Below are 18,790 nucleotides of genomic sequence, written 5' to 3' on the forward strand. Positions count from 1 at the left end.
CGGGGACACCGCGCTGATCGAGGCGTTCCAGTCCGGGCACGACTTTCACGCGGCCACCGCGGCCCGGGTGTTCTCGGTCGAGCCCGGCGAGGTGACCGGCGCTCAGCGGGCCAAGATCAAGGCGATGAACTACGGGCTGGCGTACGGACTGTCCGCGTTCGGGCTGTCCCAGCAGTTGCGGATCTCCACCGACGAGGCCCGCGCGCTCATGGACGAGTACTTCGCGGAGTTCGGCGGCGTGCGGGACTACCTGCACTCGGTGGTGGACCAGGCCCGCAAGGACGGCTACACGTCGACGATCTTCGGCCGCCGCCGCTACCTGCCAGACCTGACCAGCGACAACCGGCAGCGCCGGGAGATGGCCGAACGCATGGCTCTCAACGCACCCATCCAGGGCAGTGCCGCCGACATCATCAAGGTGGCGATGCTCGGCGTGCACCGCGGCCTGCGGGCGGCCAACCTGCGCACCCGGATGCTGCTCCAGGTGCACGACGAGCTCGTGCTCGAAGTGGCCGAGGGCGAGCGCGCCGCCGCAGAGGCGTTGGTACGCGAGGAAATGGGCGGCGCCTATGACCTCCAGGTCCCGCTCGACGTCTCCGTCGGCGTGGGCCGCTCCTGGAATGACGCCGCACATTAGCCCGGCGGCCGGGGTGGTGGTGCACCTGCGGCGGGCGCGGGATCTGATGGACGCGCGGTTCGCGGAAGCGCTCGACCTGGACGGAATGGCGGCGTCGGCGGGGTTTTCCCGGTACCACTTCGCGCGGGAGTTTCGGGCGGCGTTCGGCGAGACCCCACGGGCGTACCTGACCCGGCGGCGGATCGAGCGGGCCAAGGACCTGCTGGCCAACGTCAACCTGACCGTGACCGAGGTCTGCATGCTGGTGGGCTTCACCAGCCTCGGGTCGTTCAGCAGCCGGTTCACCGACCTCGTCGGCTGCCCGCCCTCGGTCTACCGCCTGCGCATGGTGCAACGCGGCGGTCCGCCGGCGGTCCCGGGCTGCTTCGTGCTGGCCTGGGGACGACCCGGCGCAGCAATCGCGGAGAAGCCCGGCACGCGGCCACCGTCCTAGCGTGATGTCCACACCGGACCGACGGGAAGGACACAATGATCACCAGACTGTCCCATGCGGGGCTGTTCGTGCTCGACCAGGACTCGGCGAAACGGTTCTACACCGAGAAACTCGGCTTCGAGGTGCGCTCCGACGTCGACATGGGCGCCGCGTTCGAGGGCGCCGGCGCGGGCTTCCGTTGGCTCACCGTCTCCCCACCCGGCCAGCCGGACCTGGAGCTCATCCTGGCCGATGTCCGGATGGGCCACGACGAGGCGACCGCCGAGCAGCTCCGCGCGCTGGTCGCCAAGGGCGCCTTCGGTGGCGGCGTGCTGGAGGCCGACGACCTCCACAAGACCTACCGCGAGCTCAGCGAGCGTGGCGTCGTGTTCCTGTCCGAGCCGGCCGAGCGCCCCTACGGCATCGAGGCGGTTTTCCGCGACGACTCCGGGAACTGGTTCAGCCTCACCGAACGCCGGGCCCCGTAGCGGGTAGTTCGGTCAAGACGGCGGCGGGTTCCGGTCGGCGGTAGCCTGTCGGCGAGATCGTCGAGCGGAGGGCGCATGACCCGGCGGGCCCTGGTCATCGGTGGCACCGGCATGCTTGCCGGCTGCGCGTCCGCCCTGGTCGCCGACGGCTGGCACGTGGTGCTGCCGAGCAGGCGGCACGCCCCCATCCCGGACACCGCGGTCGGCGACGGCGACCGCAAGGCGCTCTGGGTGCAGGCCGACTGGGCCGAGCCGAAGCAACTCGCGGCGCGCGCCGAACCCGCCCTCGGCGGCCCGGCCGACCTGCTGGTCGCCTGGGTGCACGGCCTGGTCCGGCCGTCCGTGCTGCGCGCGGTCGCCCCGCTGCTGGCCCCGGGTGCGCCGGTGGTCGAGGTGCACGACAGCGCGTCGGCCAACCCGGTGGGCGGCTGCCCCGACCCGGTGCTGCCCGACCACCCGACCCAGCAGGTGGTCCTCGGCTTCGTGCTCCAGGGCAGCCGGACCCGCTGGCTCACCCACGCCGAGATCGCCGTCGGGGTGCTCGACGCCGTGCGCCGGGCCCTGGACGGCCGCCCGCCCGGGGTGCACCACGTTGGCGAGTTCCGGCCGTCCTCGACGCACTCCTGACGGTGCCCAAGGGTTCCTTCACCACCCGACCAGGAACTCGGTCCAGGACACCCCGTCCGGCGACCACAGGAACAGGTTGGACGGATAGGTGTGGCTGGCGAAGTAGCCGCCCCGCGACCATTCCACCGAGGTCTGCGCCGGGTCGCCGCCGGTGAACGTGCGGCCGCCATCGGCGCTGACGTAGTGGTTGCCGGCCTCGGTGATCACGGTGAGGGTCCCGTTGGCGGCGGCGATCGCGACGCCGGCGATGCTGCGCGGCTCCTGGCCCCGCATCGCCTGCCAGGTCTGCGCCCAGGTCCGGCCGCCGTCCGTGCTGCGGAAGATCGCGAGCAGCCCGTTCTTGACGTTGCGCCGCACGCCGGTCACCGTCGCGTAGACCGTGCCCGGTCCGGTGGTGATCGTCGGCCCGCCGAACGGGGTGCCGGTGAACGGCGGCAGCGGGCTGACCGACCAGGTGCGGCCGTCGTCGCGGCTCACCGCGACCGCCCACTGGCCGGTGGCCTGGTCCCGCCCGGACACCCACCAGCCGCCGTCGGCGGCCGGCACGGCGCCGGGCCGGACCTCGGTCAGCGGTGGCGGGTTGGCCAGCGTGGCGGCCCGGCCGGAGTCGGGCAGCAGCACCACCAGGGTGCCCGGCTGGTGACAGAAGGACACCACCACGGCGCACCGGGCCTGCAGCACCGCCCCGGCCGGAATCGCCGGAATGGACTGCGCCGGGTCGACCGGGACCCGGTGCCAGTTCCGCCCGGCATCCTCGCTGAACCACCGGCTGCGCGGGGTCTCGACCACGAGCCGGTGCCGGCCGAGGGCGTGCAGCATCCAACTCGCGTCCGGCGAGGACCGGTCGGTGGGCGGCAGGCTGCGCGCCGACCACCGCCGGGAGTCCTCCGTGACCAGCAGGTCGTCGAAGCAACTCGTCAGGTCGTCGGGACGGGGGCACGAGGTGCGCAGCGCATAGCCGTGTTGCCGGTCGCCGAACCGCAGGTTGTAGACCCGTGGCGGCTCCGGCGGGATCGGCTCGACCGACATCGGCGCGGCGGGCTCCGCCTCGGGCGGCCGTTCGAGCGGGGTGCGCAGGGCCGGGATGACCGCGGCGACGACGAGCACCGCCACTCCGGCTCCGGCCTGCATCCGCAACCGGGCGGTGCGCTGCCGGGACCGCTGGATCAGCACGCCGACCGAGGGTACGTGAATGGCGGCGTCGAGCGCGGCGAGCCCGGGATCCGTTGCGTCGAGCCGTGATCGCACCGTCTCAACCGGAATGTCCAATCGGGACGCGATCTCCTCGGCCGGCAGGCCGGCGTGCCGGAGCACCTGGACCGGGTCGTGCGGCGGCTCGTCCGGGGTGCGGCGCAGCACCCTGTGCCATATCCGGCGGCGGGTGGCGGCCCGGATCGCCGCCGCGCGGATCCAGTCCTCCGCACGGTCGCGGGCGTAGGCGCGGGCGAACGCCGCCCGGGTGCCCGACTGGGCCGCGTCCAGGTCTGCGGTCAGGGCGTACGCGATCAGCACCACTCGCCGGTAGCTCGACTGGTGCAGCGCGGTGAACCACTCGCGGTCTGGCAAACAACCACCACCCCACCGGTCATGGTCGCAGCGTGAACCTCAGCAGCGGTAGTACCCGGCCGGGAATGGCGCCGGATGGGCGTTCACCTTCCCGCGCGGCGCCCATCGCGAGAGCACCTGGCCGGACGCTTCGGCGACCACGCTGCGCGTGGCGGCCAACCCGGCCGGGACATGGTCAACTTGACCCGGAACGCCACCAGCATGTGATCGGGATATCCCAGTGGATCTCTGCCATGGCCCGACGCTACCGAAGCGCGCCGGCCGGGCGGATCTCCCAGGTCGTCCACAGTGGACGGTAACCCTGCCGGGCCCAGAACACCGAGGAGAGCGGGTTGGACGGGTGGTAGTACAGGAACGTGCCGACCGTGCCGGCGCCGTCGAGCTCGCGGTGCGCCACCGCCATCAGCTCCTGCCCGACCCCGCCGCCGCGCTCGGCGGGCAGCACCGACAGGCAGTTGACGTAGCCCCACCGGCCGGGCGGCAGCCGGATGGCAGACCAGGAACCGGGTTCGGACTCGCTGAGCCAGCAGTGCGCCATGCCGACCGCCACCCCGGAGCGCTCGGCGAGCCAGATCGGGTCGTCGTTGGCCAGGTGCCTGGCCACCGAGGCACGCTTGATCTCGGTCGACCCGGGCCGCCGGATCGCGCCGCCGACCAGTGCCGAGTACTCCAGTTCGGCCAACTCCAGCCGGAGCACGGCCTCGGCGTCGGCAAGCCCGGCCCGGCGCACGGACCCGGCCGCAGGCCCGGCCGGGGGACTACCGGCGCCGGTGCGCACCGCGATGGACGACAGCGGCACGAACCCGTGGTCCAGCAGCGCGCGGGTGGCCTCGGCGTCCCTGGTCGGCCAGGTCACCACGCACGCCGAGTCCGGACCGATGGTGCCGCGCGTGATCATCCGGTGCCACTGGCGCAGCAGCGGGTCCATGCCCTGCCCGCCGGACATGCCGAGCAGCGGATGCAGCTCCCACACGTCCAGGGCCGACCACAGCGAGCCCAGCGACCCGGGCTCGAGCGCGGTCCGCACCACGACGCCGGCCACCCGTTCGCCGCTGGGCAGCGCCGCGGTGATCACGTCCCCCTCCGGCGGCGCGGTCGCGGCCGGCAGTAGCGGGTCGATGTCGCCGAACCGGGCGGTCTGCGCCTGCAACAACTGGTCGGCGGCGCGCCTCACCGGCTGCGCCGGCAGCAGAAGATCGCGGTGCCCGGGAAGAGCGCGCCGCGCAGCGGGCTCCACTGGCCCCACTCCCGGCTGTGACCCTCCGGCCATTCCGGTTCTATAACATTTGTCAGGGTCAACCCGGCCGCGTCGAGGGCCCGCACGTAGTCGCCGAAAGTCCGGTGGTACTCGACGTAGGTGGCCCGTCCCTCGGCGTCCACCTCCAGGTAAGGGGTCCGGTCGAAGTACGAGCCGGACACCGTGAGGCCGTCCGGTCCGGGGTCGTCCGGAAAGATCCACCGCATCGGATGGGTCACCGCGAACACCCACCGGCCCGCCGGTCGCAGAACCCGTGCGACCTCGGCAAACACCGCGCCCACGTCGGCCACGAACGGCACCGCCCCGAACGCTGAACAGGCGAGGTCGAACGAGCCGGAGGCGAACGGCAGCCGCTCCGCGTTGGCCCGGACGAGAGGCACGCCGATCCCGGTGGCCTGGTTCGCCGCGGCCGCGTAGCGCAGCATCGCCGTCGACAGGTCCAGGCCCACGACGCTCGCACCCTGCTCGGTGAGCCACCGGGCGCACGGCGCCGACCCGCAGCCCACCTCGAGCACCCGCCGGCCGTGCACCGGGCCGAGCAGACCCTCGTCGGCCTCGCGCAGACCCTCGGGACACCACAGGAAGTCGGCGACGCCGAGGAAGTCGCCGTGCTCGGCGTGATAGTCGTCGGCGTCCGCGTCCCACCAGGCACTATTCGCCGCTACCGACTCCGCCGACCCCACCGGCCTGCGGGCGATGCCGACGGTACCGAGCATCCGTTCCGCGCTGGCGTGCCGCCCGGCCGGGTCCGCCTCGTCCGACGCCGCACCGTGGGGGTTCTGCACACTCCCGGTTATAGCGCAGGTACATACCCTGGGTTTGCCCGGCCGTCACGCAGCCGCGTAGGATACCGCCGCGCAGTGGTTTCGCGCTGTCGTCGATTCGCCGTCGGGGGAATCACACGCGGTCGCGCGGCGTTCCTTCGGTTGTCCGTGGGCGAACACTATCCCGCCGCGCGACACGAACTGCAAATTCCACCAACAATCCCTACCGGAGCCACCTACCTAATGTCCACCGACACCACAACTGTCCCGGCTGTCACCGCGCCGAAGCAGCAGGTCGCCGTTAACGACGTCGGGACGGGGGAGGACTTCCTCGCCGCCATCGACAAGACCATCAAGTACTTCAACGATGGCGACATCGTCGAGGGGACCATCGTCAAGGTCGACCGTGACGAGGTCCTGCTCGACATCGGTTACAAGACCGAGGGCGTGATCCCCTCGCGGGAACTGTCGATCAAGCACGACGTCGACCCCAACGACGTCGTCAAGGTCGGCGACGAGGTCGAAGCGCTCGTCCTCCAGAAGGAGGACAAGGAAGGCCGACTGATCCTGTCCAAGAAGCGCGCCCAGTACGAGCGCGCCTGGGGCCACATCGAGGGCCTCAAGGAGGCCGACGAGCCGGTCAAGGGCACGGTCATCGAGGTGGTCAAGGGTGGTCTGATCCTCGACATCGGGTTGCGCGGCTTCCTGCCGGCCTCGCTGGTGGAGATGCGCCGGGTGCGGGACCTGCAGCCCTATGTCGGCCGCGAGCTCGAGGCGAAGATCATCGAGCTGGACAAGAACCGCAACAACGTGGTGCTGTCCCGGCGGGCGTGGCTGGAGCAGACCCAGTCCGAGGTGCGCAGCGAGTTCCTCAACCAGCTGCAGAAGGGCCAGGTCCGCAAGGGCGTCGTGTCCTCGATCGTCAACTTCGGCGCGTTCGTCGACCTGGGCGGCGTGGACGGTCTGGTGCACGTCTCGGAGCTGTCCTGGAAGCACATCGACCACCCGTCCGAGGTGGTCGAGGTGGGCCAGGAGGTCACCGTCGAGGTGCTCGACGTGGACATGGAGCGCGAGCGGGTCTCGCTGTCGCTGAAGGCGACGCAGGAGGACCCGTGGCGCCAGTTCGCGCGGACCCACGCGATCGGCCAGATCGTGCCCGGCAAGGTCACCAAGCTGGTTCCGTTCGGCGCGTTCGTCCGGGTGGACGAGGGCATCGAGGGCCTGGTGCACATCTCCGAGCTCGCCGAGCGGCACGTGGAGATTCCCGAGCAGGTCGTGCAGGTCGGCAACGAGGTCATGGTCAAGGTCATCGACATCGACCTGGAGCGCAGGCGGATCTCGCTGTCGCTCAAGCAGGCCAACGAGGGCGTCACGCCGGACACCGAGTTCGACCCGACCCAGTACGGCATGGCCGCCGAGTACGACGCCGAGGGCAACTACATCTACCCCGAGGGCTTCGACCCGGACACCCAGGAATGGCAGGACGGCTTCGACAAGCAGCGGGAGGAGTGGGAGCGGCAGTACGCCGAGGCCCACACCCGTTACGAGGCGCACATGAAGCAGGTCAAGGCCGCTGCCGCCGAGGCCGAGACAGCCGCCGCCAGCGGTGGCGAGGGCGAAGCGGCCGAGGGCGAGTACTCGTCCAGCACCAGCGAGACCGCCGCCAAGAGCGGTGGCACCCTCGCCAGCGACGAGCAGCTCGCCGCGCTTCGGGAGAAGCTGTCCGGCGGTTCCTGACCCGTCTGTAGCTCCGAGAGCCCCGCGGCCCCCACCGCGGGGCTCTCGCAGCTTCAACCCCCGCGAGTCCCCATTTCGGGACCGGCGAGTCCCCGTTTCGGCGGGGTGGGGCGGCCTTGCGGAGTTACCGTGGTGGGGTGCGCGCGTGGCTGGGTGCCCTGCTGATCGCGGTACCGGTGCTGGCCGGGTGCTCGGACGACCCGCCGGCGGCGGCGCCGAACGTGCCGGGCTTCTCCACGCCGGCCGGGCCCAGCACGTCGCGGCAGGACCGTGCGGTGCCCAAGACCTGCGGCGGGGTGGCGAGCCTGACCGAGGTCACCGATCTGCTCGGCACCGCGGTGACCGGTCAGACCCTGCCCATCGTCGGCGTGCCCGAACCCAAGATCGGCCGGACCGCCCGCATCGACTGCTACTACGGCGTGCCTGACGGGCAGCCGGTGTCGGCCGCGGCGGTATGGATCGCGCTGGCGAGCTACACCGACCGCCCGGCCGCGCAGCGCCGGATGACGAGCACGGTCGAGACCGAACGGGAGGCCGGGGCCAAGGCCGTCGACGTGTCGGTCGGCCCGGACCGGGGCGTCCTGCTCACCGGCACCACCCGGACGCTGGTCGCCACCCGGGGCGCCAACACCGTCGTGGTTACCGTTGCGCCGACCCTGATCGCCGAGGACCAGGCCCCCTCACTGCTCGCCAGGCTCGCCGATCGTGCGCTCACGCCACGGTGACCGGTAACCAGGCCTAGCCGATGGCGGGCGCCCAGGCGCGTTCGACGGCGGCCGCGGCTGCGCGCCGGCGCAGGCCGGTGAGCGTATGCCGGGCGGGGACCAGGATGGTGGTCCACCAGGGGCGGCGGTGCCGGACGAGTGCTTCGGCTACATGCCGGTGCTCGAGGCAGTGCACCAGCCCGGGCAGGCCCAGCCGGTGTCGTCCCTCGTGCCTGGGGGTGTGCACGTTGTTACCCTCCGCCAACTCGTTGTGCGGGGGAACCCTAGGCGATCCGGCGGCGGAAACCTCGCAAGTCTCCGGCGTGTCACCAGCCTCACTGGTAACAATCGCGCCACAGACCCTACCTGCAACAATGGCGGCATGCTGCGCGTTGGCCTCACCGGCGGGATCGGCTCGGGAAAGTCCACAGTGGCCGGACGGCTGGCCGAGCACGGCGCGCTGGTGATCGACTCGGATCGCCTGGCCCGGGAGGTCGTGGAACCCGGCACCGACGGCCTGGCCGAGGTGGTCGCGGCGTTCGGGGAGGACGTGCTGGCCCCGGACCGGACCCTGGACCGGGCGAGGGTCGCCGCCCGGGTGTTCGGCGACGCCGCCGCCCGCGACACGCTCAACGCGATCGTGCATCCGCGGGTCCGCGCCCGGGCCGAGGAACTGCTCGCCACCGCGTCGGAGACCGCCGTGGTGGTGCAGGACATCCCGCTGCTGGTGGAGAACGGCCTGGCGGCCGGCTTCCATCTGGTGATCGTGGTGGACGCGCCGGTGGAGGTCCGGGTGGAACGGCTGGTCACCATCCGCGGCATGGCCGAGCCGGACGTGCGGGCGCGGATCGCGGCCCAGGCCGACGAGGCGAGCCGCCGGGCGGCCGCCGACGTGTGGCTGGACAACTCCGGCGCGCCGGACGAGATCCTCGCGGCGGTGGACGCGCTGTGGGCCGACCGCCTGGTCCGCTTCGAGTCCAACGTCCGGCTGCACCGCCGGTCCGAGTACGGGCCGCCCCGGCTGCACGACCCGGACCCGACCTGGCCCGCCGTGGCCGAGCGGCTCGCCGCGCGGATCCGGCTGGCCGCGGGGGAGCGCGGCCTGCGGGTGGACCACGTCGGTTCGACCGCGGTGCCCGGCCTGCCCGCCAAGGACATCATCGATCTCCAGCTCACGGTGTCCACACTGGACGACGCGGACGCGCTCGCCGGGCCGCTCACCGCCGCCGGGTTCGTCCACCAGCCGCACATCGACCGGGACAACCCGCACGGACCGAACCCCGCGGCGTGGCGCAAGCGCTACCACGCCGCCGCGGATCCGGGCCGGGTGGCGCACCTGCACCTCCGCACCCCCGACTCGGGCGGCTGGCGGTTCGCGCTGCTGTGCCGGGACTGGCTGCGGGCCGACGAACCGGCCCGGGCGGACTACCTGGCGGTGAAACGGGAACTGTCCGAACGGTTCGGCACCGACGACGACGGTTCCCGCTACGCCGATGCCAAGGAGGCCTGGTTCACCGCCGCCTACCCGCGCATCGAGGACTGGGCCGGGCGCACCGGCTGGCAACCGCCGGACATCACCGCGACCAGGTAGCGCCGGCGCGCAGCACGGTCTCGGCCAACGCGGCCAGTTCGGCGGCGATCGCCGGCCGGGCGGCCACCCGCGGCGTGCGGGTCAGGTCGTTGACGATGGTCAGCGCGGCGTGCACGGTGATCCGGGCCTCGCGCTCGGCCAACCCGGGTGCGATCTCCAGCAGCAGCCGAACCCATTGCGCCACATAGGCTCGCTGCACCCGGACCAGTTCCTTGGCGTCCCGCTCGGCCATGTCGACCGACTCGGTGACGAACACCGCCAACAGGTTGTCCGACCGCAGCACGATGTCCACATAGGACCGGACCAGGCGAGCCATGGCGTCGTCCGGGCCGGTGGCCGCGCCGAGGGCCTGCTCGGCGCCGACCCGCAACCGGTCGGCCATCCGGTAGCCGGCGGCCACCAGGATGTCGGCCTTGCCGGCGAAGTGCCGGTAGATGCTCGGCCCGGCGATCCCGGCGGCCGCGCCGATGTCCTCCATGCTCACCGCGTGGTAGCCGCGCTCCCGGAACAGCCGGATGGCGGCGGTCAGCAGTTCCTCCCGGCGAGAGTCCGGCCAGGCCAGGGTGTGGCCGTTCGGGGCGGGGGTCGGCAGCGGCAGGCCGGGGTAGTCGAACACCGCGCCGGCCAGGGTGGCGAGCAGGTCCTCGAACCGCTTGCGGGCCAGGCTCAGATGGTGCACCGAGACGCTGCCGAACACGCTCAGCGCCGCCCAGCACAGCAACTCGACGTCGGCCGGCGCCAGTTCGGGCCGGGCCGCCTGCAGAGCCGCCACCCAGCGCTCCATGATCCGGGCGCTGGTCCGCCGGATCGTGGCCTGCTCGGTGCGGCCGAGGTGCGAGCCCTGCCAGCGCCACAGCGCCGTGACCTCCCGGCGCTCGACGGCCAGGGTGGCGACCGCGGCGCGGAGCTGTCGAAGCGATTCGACGGGCTCCTCGGCGCCGTCGAGCGCGTCCGCCGAGACCTGGCCGAACACCTCGAGGCCGGTGAGGAGCACGTGCGCGAGCATGTCCTGCTTGCTGCCGAAGTGCCGGTACACCGCCGGGCCGGTCACCCCGGCCACGCAGGCGATGTCGTTCACGCTCACCGCGTGGTAACCGCGCCGGCTGAACAGCTCGGCCGCCGCCTCGGCGAGCTGCTCCTTGCGGTTACCGGTTCTGTGAGGCACGTCTAACACGGTAGGTGAGCCCGTATGCGTTGACAACCAGGGATTTCGTGCCACGATGTTAATCACGATTAGCTCGTGGAAGACCATGAGAGGACCAAGCGTGTCTACCGAAGCCTTCATCTACGACGCGATCCGCACGCCGCGCGGTCGCGGCAAGAACACCGGCTCGTTGCACGGCACCAAGCCGATCTCGCTGGTCACCGGCCTGATCGACGAGCTGCGCAAGCGGAACCCGACGATGGATGTGGACCGGCTCTCCGACCTCATCCTGGGTGTGGTGTCCCCGGTCGGCGACCAGGGCTCGGACATCGCCAAGACCGCCGCGATCGCGGCCGGCCTGCCGGACACCGTCGGCGGCATCCAGCTCAACCGGTTCTGCGCCTCCGGCCTGGAGGCCGTCAACGTCGCGGCGCAGAAGGTGCGCTCCGGCTGGGACGAGCTGGTGATCGGCGGCGGCGTCGAGTCGATGTCCCGGGTCAAGATGGGCTCCGACGGCGGGGCGTGGGCGATGGACCCGGTCACCGCCTACGACACCTACTTCGTGCCCCAGGGCGTCTCCGCCGACCTGATCGCCACGATGGAGGGCTTCTCCCGGGAGGACGTCGACACCTACGCGGTGCAGTCCCAGGAGCGGGCGGCCAAGGCCTGGGCGGGCGGCTACTTCGCCAAGTCGGTGATCCCGGTGGTCGACCAGAACGGGCTGACCGTCCTCGACCATGACGAGCACATGCGCCCGGAGTCCACTGTGGACAGCCTGGGCAAGCTGCCCGCCTCGTTCGCCGCGATCGGCGAGATGGGCGGGTTCGACGCGGTGGCGCTGCAGAAGTACCACTTCGTGGAGAAGATCAACCACGTGCACTCGCCGGGCAACTCCTCCGGCATCGTGGACGGCGCGGCGCTGGTGCTGGTCGGCACCGAGCAGGCCGGCAAGGACATGGGCCTGACCCCGAGGGCCCGGATCGTGGCCACCGCGACCTCGGGCGCCGACCCGACGATCATGCTCACCGGCCCGGTTCCGGCCACCGAGAAGCTGCTGGCCCACACCGGGCTGTCGGTCGAGGACGTCGACCTGTTCGAGCTGAACGAGGCGTTCGCGTCGGTGGTGCTCAACTACCAGAAGAAGCTGCACATCCCGAACGAGAAGCTCAACGTCAACGGGGGCGCCATCGCCATGGGCCACCCGCTGGGCGCCACCGGCGCGATGCTGGTCGGCACCATGCTGGACGAGCTGGAGCGGCGCGAGGCCCGCACCGCCGTAGTGACCCTGTGCATCGGCGGTGGCATGGGCGTCGCCACCCTGATCGAGCGCATCTGAGCGAAGGACGACGACACTCTCATGACTGAGCGAAACACCATCCGCTGGGAGCAGGACGAGGACGGCATCGTCGTGCTGACCCTGGACGACCCGGAGCAGTCGGCGAACACCATGAACGCCGCCTACATCGAGTCGATGGGCGCGACGGTGGACCGGCTGGCGGCCGAGAAGGACACCATCACCGGCGTGGTGATCACCTCGGCGAAGAAGACCTTCTTCGCCGGCGGCGACCTCAACGACCTCATCCAGGCCCGGCGCGAGGACGCCCCGGCGGTCTTCGAGCACGTCACGCGGCTCAAGGCGCAGCTGCGCAAGCTGGAGACGCTGGGCCGGCCGGTGGTCGCGGCGATCAACGGCGCGGCGCTGGGCGGCGGCCTGGAGATCACCCTGGCCTGCCACCACCGGATCGTCGCCGACGTGAAGGGTGTGCAGCTGGGCACCCCCGAGGTCACGCTCGGCCTGCTGCCCGGCGCCGGCGGGGTCACCCGCACGGTGCGGATGCTGGGCATCCAGACCGCGTTGCTGTCCGTGCTGCTGCAGGGCCAGCGGCACAAGGCCCGCGCGGCGAAGGACCTCGGGCTGGTCGACGAGGTCGTGGACACCGTGGACGAGCTGCTGCCCAAGGCCAAGGAGTGGATCAAGGCCAACCCCGAGGCGGTCCAGCCCTGGGACGTGAAGGGGTTCAAGATCCCGGGCGGCACGCCGTCCAACCCGTCCTTCGCGGCCAACCTGCCGGCCTTCCCGGCGAACCTGCGCAAGCAGCTCAAGGGCGCGAACATGCCCGCGCCGCACCACATCATGGCCGTCGCCGTCGAGTCGACCCAGGTCGACTTCGACACCGCGCTGGTGATCGAGTCGCGGTACTTCGTCGAGCTGGTCACCGGCCAGGTGGCCAAGAACATGATCAAGGCGTTCTTCTTCGACCTGGAGCACATCAACAAGGGCGGCTCCCGGCCGCAGGGCTTCGAGAAGTACACCGCGCGCAAGGTCGGCGTGCTCGGCGCCGGGATGATGGGCGCCGGCATCGCGTACGTGTGCGCCCGGGCGGGCATGGAGGTCGTGCTCAAGGACGTCTCGCTGGAGGCGGCCGAGAAGGGCAAGAACTACTCGGTCACGCTGACCGAGAAGGCGATCTCGCGCGGCCGGACCACCCGGGAGAAGGGCGACGCGCTGCTCGCGCTGATCACCCCCACCGAGAAGGCCGCCGACCTGGCCGGCTGCGACCTGGTGATCGAGGCGGTGTTCGAGAGCCAGGAGCTCAAGCACAAGGTGTTCGGCGAGATCGAGGGTGTCGTCGCACCGGACGCGCTGCTCGGCTCGAACACCTCGACGCTGCCGATCACCGGTCTCGCCGAGGGTGTGCAGCGCCGGGAGGACTTCATCGGCCTGCACTTCTTCTCGCCGGTGGACAAGATGCCGCTGTTGGAGATCATCGTCGGTGAGCAGACCAGCGATGCCACCCTGGCCAAGGCGTTCGACGTGGCGCAGCAGATCAGCAAGACGCCGATCGTGGTCAACGACAGCCGCGGCTTCTTCACCAGCCGGGTGATCGGCACGTTCATCAACGAGGCGATCGCCATGGTCGGCGAGGGCGTCAGCCCGGCTTCGGTGGAGCAGGCCGGTTCCCAGGCCGGCTACCCGGCGCCGCCGCTGCAGCTGATGGACGAGCTGACCCTGACCCTGCCGCAGAAGATCCGCAAGGAGACCAAGGCCGCGGCCGAGGCCGCCGGGATCGCCTTCCCGGAGCACGGTTCGTACGCGGTGGTGGACCGGTTGGTCGACGAGTTCGACCGCAAGGGCCGCTCGTCCGGCGCCGGCTTCTACAACTACGCCGACGGCAAGCGCGCCGGTCTGTGGGAGGGGCTGGCCGAGCACTTCACCAAGGACGGCCACGAGATCCCGTTCGAGGACATGAAGGAGCGGATGCTCTTCGCCGAGGCGCTGGAGACGGTGAAGTGCTTCGACGAGGGCGTGCTGCGCTCGGTCGCCGACGCCAACATCGGCTCGATCATGGGCATCGGGTTCCCGCCGTGGACCGGTGGCGTGATCCAGTACATCAACGGCTACCCCGGCGGTCTGGCCGGGTTCGTGGCCCGGGCCCGGGAGTTGGCGGAGCGCTACGGCGACCACTTCCAGCCGCCGGCCTCGCTGGTCGCCAAGGCCGAGAAGGGCGAGATCTACGAGTAGCCGGCCCGGCTACCAACGCCGAACGTCGCACCGCCCCGGCCGTCTCGCGGCCGGGGCGGTGCGGCTTTCCACGCCGGGAGGCGGTAGCGGGTCCGTCCACACCGGACGACAAAGGCAGGAAGCGTTGCTTCCTGCCACTTCCAACGTATAGCGCACCGGGGGGCTTGCGGCAAGACCCGGGCGGGGGCGCAGAATCGGCGGCCGGAGCCGGAAGCTGCGGAAACCAGGGGAGCGCATTGTTCGACGTGATCATTGCTGGCGGGGGACCGACCGGCCTGATGCTGGCCGGTGAGTTGCGGTTGCACGGTGTGCGGGTGGCCGTGCTGGAGAAGGAGGCGGCGCCGACCAAGGTGGTCCGGGCGCTCGGCCTGCACGTGCGCAGCATCGAGGTGATGGACCAGCGCGGTCTGGCGGAGCGGTTCCTCGCGCTCGGCAAGCGGCATCCGATCCGCGGGTTCTTCGCCGCGATCGACAAGCCCGCACCGGAGCGGCTGGACACCACGCATCCCTACGTCCTGGGCATTCCGCAGCCGGTCACCGAACGGCTGCTGGCCGAGCACGCCGTCGAGGCCGGCGCCGAGGTCCGGCGCGGGTGCGAGCTGGTCGGGCTGCGGCAGGACGACGAGGGGGTGGACGCCGAACTGGCGGACGGTACGCGACTGCGCTCGCGGTACCTGGTCGGCTGCGACGGCGGGCGCAGCACGGTGCGCAAGCTGCTCGGGGTCGGTTTTCCCGGTGAGTCCAGCAGGGTGGACACGCTGCTGGGCGAGATGTCGGTGGGCGTGCCGTACGAGGAGGTGACGGCCGTGATGACCGAGGTCCGCAAGACCCAGAAGCGATTCGGGGTCGGGCCGCTCGGGGACGGGGTGTACCGCGTCGTCGTGCCGGCCGAGGCGGTGGTCGAGGACCGCTCGACCCCGCCGACCTTCGAGGAGTTCAGACGGCAGTTGCGGGCGACCGCCGGCAGCGACTTCGGGGTGCACACACCGCGCTGGCTGTCCCGCTTCGGCGACGCCACCCGGCTGGCCGAGCGCTACCGGGTCGGCCGGGTGCTGCTGGCCGGCGACGCGGCGCACGTGCACCCGCCGATGGGTGGGCAGGGCCTCAACCTCGGCGTCCAGGACGCGTTCAACCTCGGCTGGAAGCTGGCCGCCGAGGTCGCCGGCTGGGCGCCGGACGGGCTGCTGGACAGCTATCACACCGAACGGCACCCGGTGGCCGCCGACGTCCTGAACAACACGCGGGCGCAGATGGAGCTGACGTCCACCGAGCCGGGCCCGCAGGCGGTGCGTCGGCTGCTGGCGGAGCTGATGGACTTCGAGGAGGTGAACCGCTACCTGATCGAGAAGCTCATCGCGATCGGAGTCCGCTACGACTTCGGCGCCGGGCATGAGCTGCTCGGCCGCCGGCTGCGGGACGTGGCGCTCAAGCAGGGCCGCCTCTACGCGCTGATGCACGGTGGTCGCGGCCTGCTGCTCGACCAGACCGGCCGGCTGTCGGTCGCCGGCTGGGCGGACCGGGTCGACCACGTCGTCGACGTCAGCGAAGAGCTGGACGTGCCCGCCGTGCTGCTGCGCCCGGACGGACACGTGGCCTGGGCCGGCGACGATCAGCAGGACCTGCTCGCCCACCTGCCCCGCTGGTTCGGCGCCGCAGCCGGCTGAGTTGCCGGCCCGGTGGTCAGCGCAGGGTGAGGCGGAAGAGGCGGATCTCGCGGCCGGAACGGGTGGCGTAGTCGTGGTAGGCGGGCCAGGCGGTGGTGACGGTGTGCCAGGCGGCGGCGCGGTCGGCGTCGGTGAGCAGGGTGGCGGTGACCGGGAAGTCGTGGCCGCGGACCTGGGCGGTGGCGGCGGGGTGGGCGATCAGGTTCGCCGACCAGGCGGGGTGGTGGGGCTTGCCCCAGTTGGACGCGACCAGGATGAGGCTGCCGTCGTCCGGGATGGCCATCAGCGGTGTGGTGCGGGGCTGGCCGGTGCGGCGGCCGGTGGCGGTCAGCAACACCGCGGTCATGCCGGCAAGGCTGCTGAACGCGACACGGCCCCGGGTCCAGCGTTGCAGGGTCATGTCGACGGTGATCAGACGCGGTCCGGCGGCGGACAGCCAGGGTTGCCGGCCGAGGCGGCGGGCGAAAGGACGCAACACGTGCATGCGATCAGTGAAACAGCAGCACCGCGACGTCCGGCACCGGCACCGCCCGGACGGGGGCGCCGGGTAGACCGGTCGTGGGGTCGCGGGGGAGTTGGGTGACGGTGCCGGAGCGCTGGTTGCACACGTAGAGCCAGCGTTCGTCGGGGCCGAGCGCGAGGTGCCGGGGCCAGTCGCCGCCGGTGGGCGCGGCGCCGACGGGGACCAGGCCGGCGCCGTCGTCCCGGGTGCCGAGCACGGCGACCGTGTTCTCGCCCCGGTTCGTGGCGTAGACGAACCGGCCGTCGCGGCAGACCGTCAACTCGGCGGGGAAGGTGTCACCGGCGGCCGCGGTGGCCAGCACCGGACCGGCGTCGAGGCGGCCGGTCGCGGCGTCCCAGCCGGCGACGGCGATCTCGGGGCGCAGCTCGCCGAGGATGTAGAGGAACCGGCCGTAGGGGTGGAAAGCCAGGTGGCGCGGGCCGAACCCGGGTTGGAGGCGCAGCCGGTCGCGCGCGGTGAGGGTGCCGTCGGCCGGGTTCAGCCGGTAGACGTGCACGGTGTCGGCGCCCAGGTCGACCGCGAGCACCCACCGTCCACTCGGGTCGGTGAGCACCTGGTGTGCGTGCCCGTCGAGCCCGGCCCGGTCGGTGCACTCGCCGATGGCGCCATCGGGTTCCAGCCGGTGCACCGCGACCGAGGGGTCGCCGTAGTTGGCGGTCAGCAGGAACCGGCCACTGGTGTGCACGCTCAGGTGGGTCGGCGCGGCGCCGCCGGTCGGCTGCCGGTTGCGCGGCACGGGCCGTGCCGGGTCGGCGAGGTCCAGCGCCGTCACGGTTCCGTCCGGGGACAGCTCGTTGGTCGTGTAGAGCGTGCGCCGGTCGAGCGCGCAGGCGAGGAACGACGCCTGCGCGACGTCCGGCACCGCGCCGGTCACGGTGAGCTCGCCGGTGCCCGGGTGCACCCGGCCCACCCACAGGCCGCACGCGGCGAAACTGCCCAGGTACACGGTGGACAAGGATTCCTCTAGGTTGCCGGGTTGCGGATCGAGTGACCGGGGAGCGCGCCGGTCGCGCGGCCGTCGTCGATCACCGGGGTGCCGTTGACGAGTACGTAGGGGATGCCGGTGGCCGGTTGCCGGGGGTCCTCGAAGGTGGCCCGGTCGGCGATCGTGTCCGGGTCGAACAGCACGAGGTCGGCGGCGTAGCCGGTGCGGACCAGGCCCCGGTCGGCCAGGCGCAGCCGGCGCGCGGCCCGCCCGGTCAGATGGGCGACGCACTCGGCCAGCTCGAGCACCCCCAGCTCGCGCACGTAGCGGGCCAGGTAGCGCGGGAACGTGCCCCAGGCCCGGGGATGCGGCCGGGCCCCGGCCAGCAGCCCGTCGCTGCCGCCGGTGTGCGCCGGGTGCCGCATGATCGCCCGCACGTTGTCCTCGTGCCCGACGTGCATCAGGCACGAGGTGCCCAGCCGCTCGGCCACCAGCGTGTCGAAGAACAGCTCGCTGGGCGGGATCCCGGTTCGGGCGGCCGACTCGGCGACGGTGTGCCCGACCAGGTGTTCGTGCTCGGCGAGCCGCACTCCGTTGATCTCGATCCAGGCCCAGTCCACCGCGACGCCCATCAACCCGTCCGAGCCGCGCTCCTCGAGGTCGACCCGGATCCGTTCCCGGGTGTCCGGATCGGACAGCCGGGCCAGTGTGGCGTCCGGCCCCCCGGAACCGGCCCAGCTGGGCAGCAGCGCCGACAGGTAGGTGGCGGTCGGCAGGTACGGGTAGGTGTCCAGGGTGACGTCGCAGCCCGCGCCGATCGCGTCGTCCAGCAGGGCCAGCAGGTCGCCCGCGTGGCCGGCGTTGACCGGGAAGTTCATCGTGGCGTGCGCCAGGTGCAGCGGGCAGCCCGAGCGCCGGGACACCGCCACCATCTCGGCGTAGGCGTCCAGCGCGCCGGCGCCGTAGCTGCGGTGGTGCGGGCTGTAGTAGCCGCCGTGCCCGGCGACCACCTCGCACAGCGCCACCAGTTCGTCGGTGCCGGCGTACATGCCCGGCGTGTAGGTGAGCCCGGAGGACAGGCCGACGGCAGTACGACGCCAGCGGCGCGGAGTACAACGCAGGTGCGCGGAAGCTGACCTCCGAGCTGCTGCGGGTGGTGAACGACCTCGAAGAGGCTGTCCGCCGCGCTGGCCGGCGGCCCTAACCGAGAGGGCGCGAGTGCTGGAC

Annotated in this window: 17 protein-coding genes and 1 pseudogene; 10 read left to right on the forward strand and 8 right to left on the reverse strand. The window is 71.9% G+C overall.

What is annotated here, in order from left to right; all coding sequences use genetic code 11:
• The 4 genes from VFO68_RS09755 to VFO68_RS09770 form a co-directional block, all read left to right on the forward strand.
• Positions 1-637 (forward strand): DNA polymerase (locus tag VFO68_RS09755; protein WP_325157876.1); only part of this gene is annotated, 637 nt, incomplete at its 5' end.
• The gene (locus tag VFO68_RS09760) at positions 621-1,070 is read left to right on the forward strand and encodes an AraC family transcriptional regulator (protein WP_325157877.1); all 450 of its coding nucleotides are present in this window, start codon (positions 621-623) and stop codon (positions 1,068-1,070) included. The genes VFO68_RS09755 and VFO68_RS09760, both read left to right, overlap by 17 nt.
• Positions 1,071-1,105: 35 nt before the next feature.
• Positions 1,106-1,537: a VOC family protein gene (locus VFO68_RS09765; protein WP_325157878.1), complete on the forward strand. Its 432-nt coding sequence runs from the start codon at positions 1,106-1,108 to the stop codon at positions 1,535-1,537.
• Positions 1,538-1,612: 75 nt separating this feature from the next.
• Positions 1,613-2,164 (forward strand): hypothetical protein, encoded by a 552-nt coding sequence (locus tag VFO68_RS09770; protein ID WP_325157879.1) that lies wholly within the window; start codon positions 1,613-1,615, stop codon positions 2,162-2,164.
• Positions 2,165-2,182: 18 nt separating this feature from the next.
• Here the strand turns inward: VFO68_RS09770 and VFO68_RS09775 are convergent, their stop codons facing one another.
• From VFO68_RS09775 to VFO68_RS09785, 3 genes are all read right to left on the reverse strand, one after another.
• The gene (locus tag VFO68_RS09775) at positions 2,183-3,730 is read right to left on the reverse strand and encodes a hypothetical protein (RefSeq protein ID WP_325157880.1); all 1,548 of its coding nucleotides are present in this window, start codon (positions 3,728-3,730) and stop codon (positions 2,183-2,185) included.
• Positions 3,731-3,974: 244 nt separating this feature from the next.
• A complete protein-coding gene (locus VFO68_RS09780) occupies positions 3,975-4,904 on the reverse strand; it encodes a GNAT family N-acetyltransferase (protein ID WP_325157881.1) in 930 nt (309 codons plus the stop codon).
• A complete protein-coding gene (locus tag VFO68_RS09785) occupies positions 4,901-5,704 on the reverse strand; it encodes a class I SAM-dependent methyltransferase (RefSeq protein ID WP_325157891.1) in 804 nt (267 codons plus the stop codon). The genes VFO68_RS09780 and VFO68_RS09785 overlap by 4 nt, the downstream gene beginning before the upstream one ends.
• A gap of 291 nt (positions 5,705-5,995) precedes the next feature.
• On the opposite strand from VFO68_RS09785, the gene rpsA reads away from it, so the two are divergent.
• Both rpsA and VFO68_RS09795 read left to right on the forward strand, forming a co-directional pair.
• On the forward strand, positions 5,996-7,489 hold the full coding sequence (rpsA, locus tag VFO68_RS09790; protein ID WP_325157882.1) for a 30S ribosomal protein S1: 1,494 nt from the start codon (positions 5,996-5,998) through the stop codon (positions 7,487-7,489).
• A gap of 137 nt (positions 7,490-7,626) precedes the next feature.
• The gene (locus VFO68_RS09795) at positions 7,627-8,214 is read left to right on the forward strand and encodes a hypothetical protein (protein WP_325157883.1); all 588 of its coding nucleotides are present in this window, start codon (positions 7,627-7,629) and stop codon (positions 8,212-8,214) included.
• 13 nt (positions 8,215-8,227) lie between these two features.
• Here VFO68_RS09795 and VFO68_RS09800 read toward each other — a convergent pair whose 3' ends face one another.
• Complete coding sequence (locus VFO68_RS09800) at positions 8,228-8,440, reverse strand: hypothetical protein (protein ID WP_325157884.1); 213 nt, start codon at positions 8,438-8,440, stop codon at positions 8,228-8,230.
• A 135-nt stretch (positions 8,441-8,575) separates the two neighbouring features.
• Between VFO68_RS09800 and coaE the strand changes: the two genes are divergently transcribed.
• Positions 8,576-9,784 carry a dephospho-CoA kinase gene (coaE, locus tag VFO68_RS09805; RefSeq protein ID WP_325157885.1) on the forward strand — a complete coding sequence of 403 codons (1,209 nt, stop codon included), beginning with the start codon at positions 8,576-8,578 and terminating at the stop codon, positions 9,782-9,784.
• On the opposite strand, the gene VFO68_RS09810 is transcribed toward coaE, so the two are convergent.
• Complete coding sequence (locus VFO68_RS09810; protein WP_325157886.1) at positions 9,768-10,949, reverse strand: TetR/AcrR family transcriptional regulator; 1,182 nt, start codon at positions 10,947-10,949, stop codon at positions 9,768-9,770. The genes coaE and VFO68_RS09810 overlap by 17 nt on opposite strands.
• Before the next feature lie 100 nt (positions 10,950-11,049).
• On the opposite strand from VFO68_RS09810, the gene VFO68_RS09815 reads away from it, so the two are divergent.
• From VFO68_RS09815 to rox, 3 genes are all read left to right on the forward strand, one after another.
• Positions 11,050-12,264, forward strand: a complete 1,215-nt coding sequence (locus VFO68_RS09815) for an acetyl-CoA C-acetyltransferase (protein ID WP_325157887.1) — start codon at positions 11,050-11,052, stop codon at positions 12,262-12,264.
• A gap of 21 nt (positions 12,265-12,285) precedes the next feature.
• Positions 12,286-14,451, forward strand: coding sequence for a 3-hydroxyacyl-CoA dehydrogenase NAD-binding domain-containing protein (locus tag VFO68_RS09820; RefSeq protein ID WP_325157888.1), 2,166 nt, complete (start codon positions 12,286-12,288; stop codon positions 14,449-14,451).
• 236 nt (positions 14,452-14,687) lie between these two features.
• Positions 14,688-16,115: a rifampin monooxygenase gene (rox, locus tag VFO68_RS09825; RefSeq protein ID WP_325157889.1), complete on the forward strand. Its 1,428-nt coding sequence runs from the start codon at positions 14,688-14,690 to the stop codon at positions 16,113-16,115.
• A 16-nt stretch (positions 16,116-16,131) separates the two neighbouring features.
• On the opposite strand, the gene VFO68_RS09830 is transcribed toward rox, so the two are convergent.
• From VFO68_RS09830 to VFO68_RS09840, 3 genes and pseudogenes are all read right to left on the reverse strand, one after another.
• Entirely contained in the window at positions 16,132-16,599 is a 468-nt protein-coding gene (locus VFO68_RS09830; protein ID WP_325157890.1) for a nitroreductase family deazaflavin-dependent oxidoreductase, read from the reverse strand.
• A 4-nt stretch (positions 16,600-16,603) separates the two neighbouring features.
• Entirely contained in the window at positions 16,604-17,584 is a 981-nt protein-coding gene (locus VFO68_RS09835) for a lactonase family protein (RefSeq protein ID WP_325157892.1), read from the reverse strand.
• 17 nt (positions 17,585-17,601) lie between these two features.
• Positions 17,602-18,651, reverse strand: a pseudogene (locus VFO68_RS09840) (N-acyl-D-amino-acid deacylase family protein); the annotation flags it as partial.
• Positions 18,652-18,790 lie beyond the last annotated feature (139 nt).

Source organism: Actinophytocola sp. (assembly GCF_035712165.1).
Taxonomy (GTDB): Bacteria; Actinomycetota; Actinomycetes; order Mycobacteriales; family Pseudonocardiaceae; genus DASYTH01.

Excerpts from the sequence above, each read along its gene's own strand:
- VFO68_RS09765 (WP_325157878.1), top strand. The coding sequence starts at position 1,106 with ATGATCACCAGACTGTCCCATGCGGGGCTGTTCGTGCTCGACCAGGAC.
- VFO68_RS09760 (WP_325157877.1), top strand. The coding sequence starts at position 621 with ATGACGCCGCACATTAGCCCGGCGGCCGGGGTGGTGGTGCACCTGCGG.
- coaE (WP_325157885.1), top strand. The coding sequence starts at position 8,576 with ATGCTGCGCGTTGGCCTCACCGGCGGGATCGGCTCGGGAAAGTCCACA.
- VFO68_RS09785 (WP_325157891.1), bottom strand. The coding sequence starts at position 5,704 with ATGCTCGGTACCGTCGGCATCGCCCGCAGGCCGGTGGGGTCGGCGGAG.
- VFO68_RS09770 (WP_325157879.1), top strand. The coding sequence starts at position 1,613 with ATGACCCGGCGGGCCCTGGTCATCGGTGGCACCGGCATGCTTGCCGGC.
- VFO68_RS09820 (WP_325157888.1), top strand. The coding sequence starts at position 12,286 with ATGACTGAGCGAAACACCATCCGCTGGGAGCAGGACGAGGACGGCATC.
- rpsA (WP_325157882.1), top strand. The coding sequence starts at position 5,996 with ATGTCCACCGACACCACAACTGTCCCGGCTGTCACCGCGCCGAAGCAG.
- VFO68_RS09830 (WP_325157890.1), bottom strand. The coding sequence starts at position 16,599 with ATGCACGTGTTGCGTCCTTTCGCCCGCCGCCTCGGCCGGCAACCCTGG.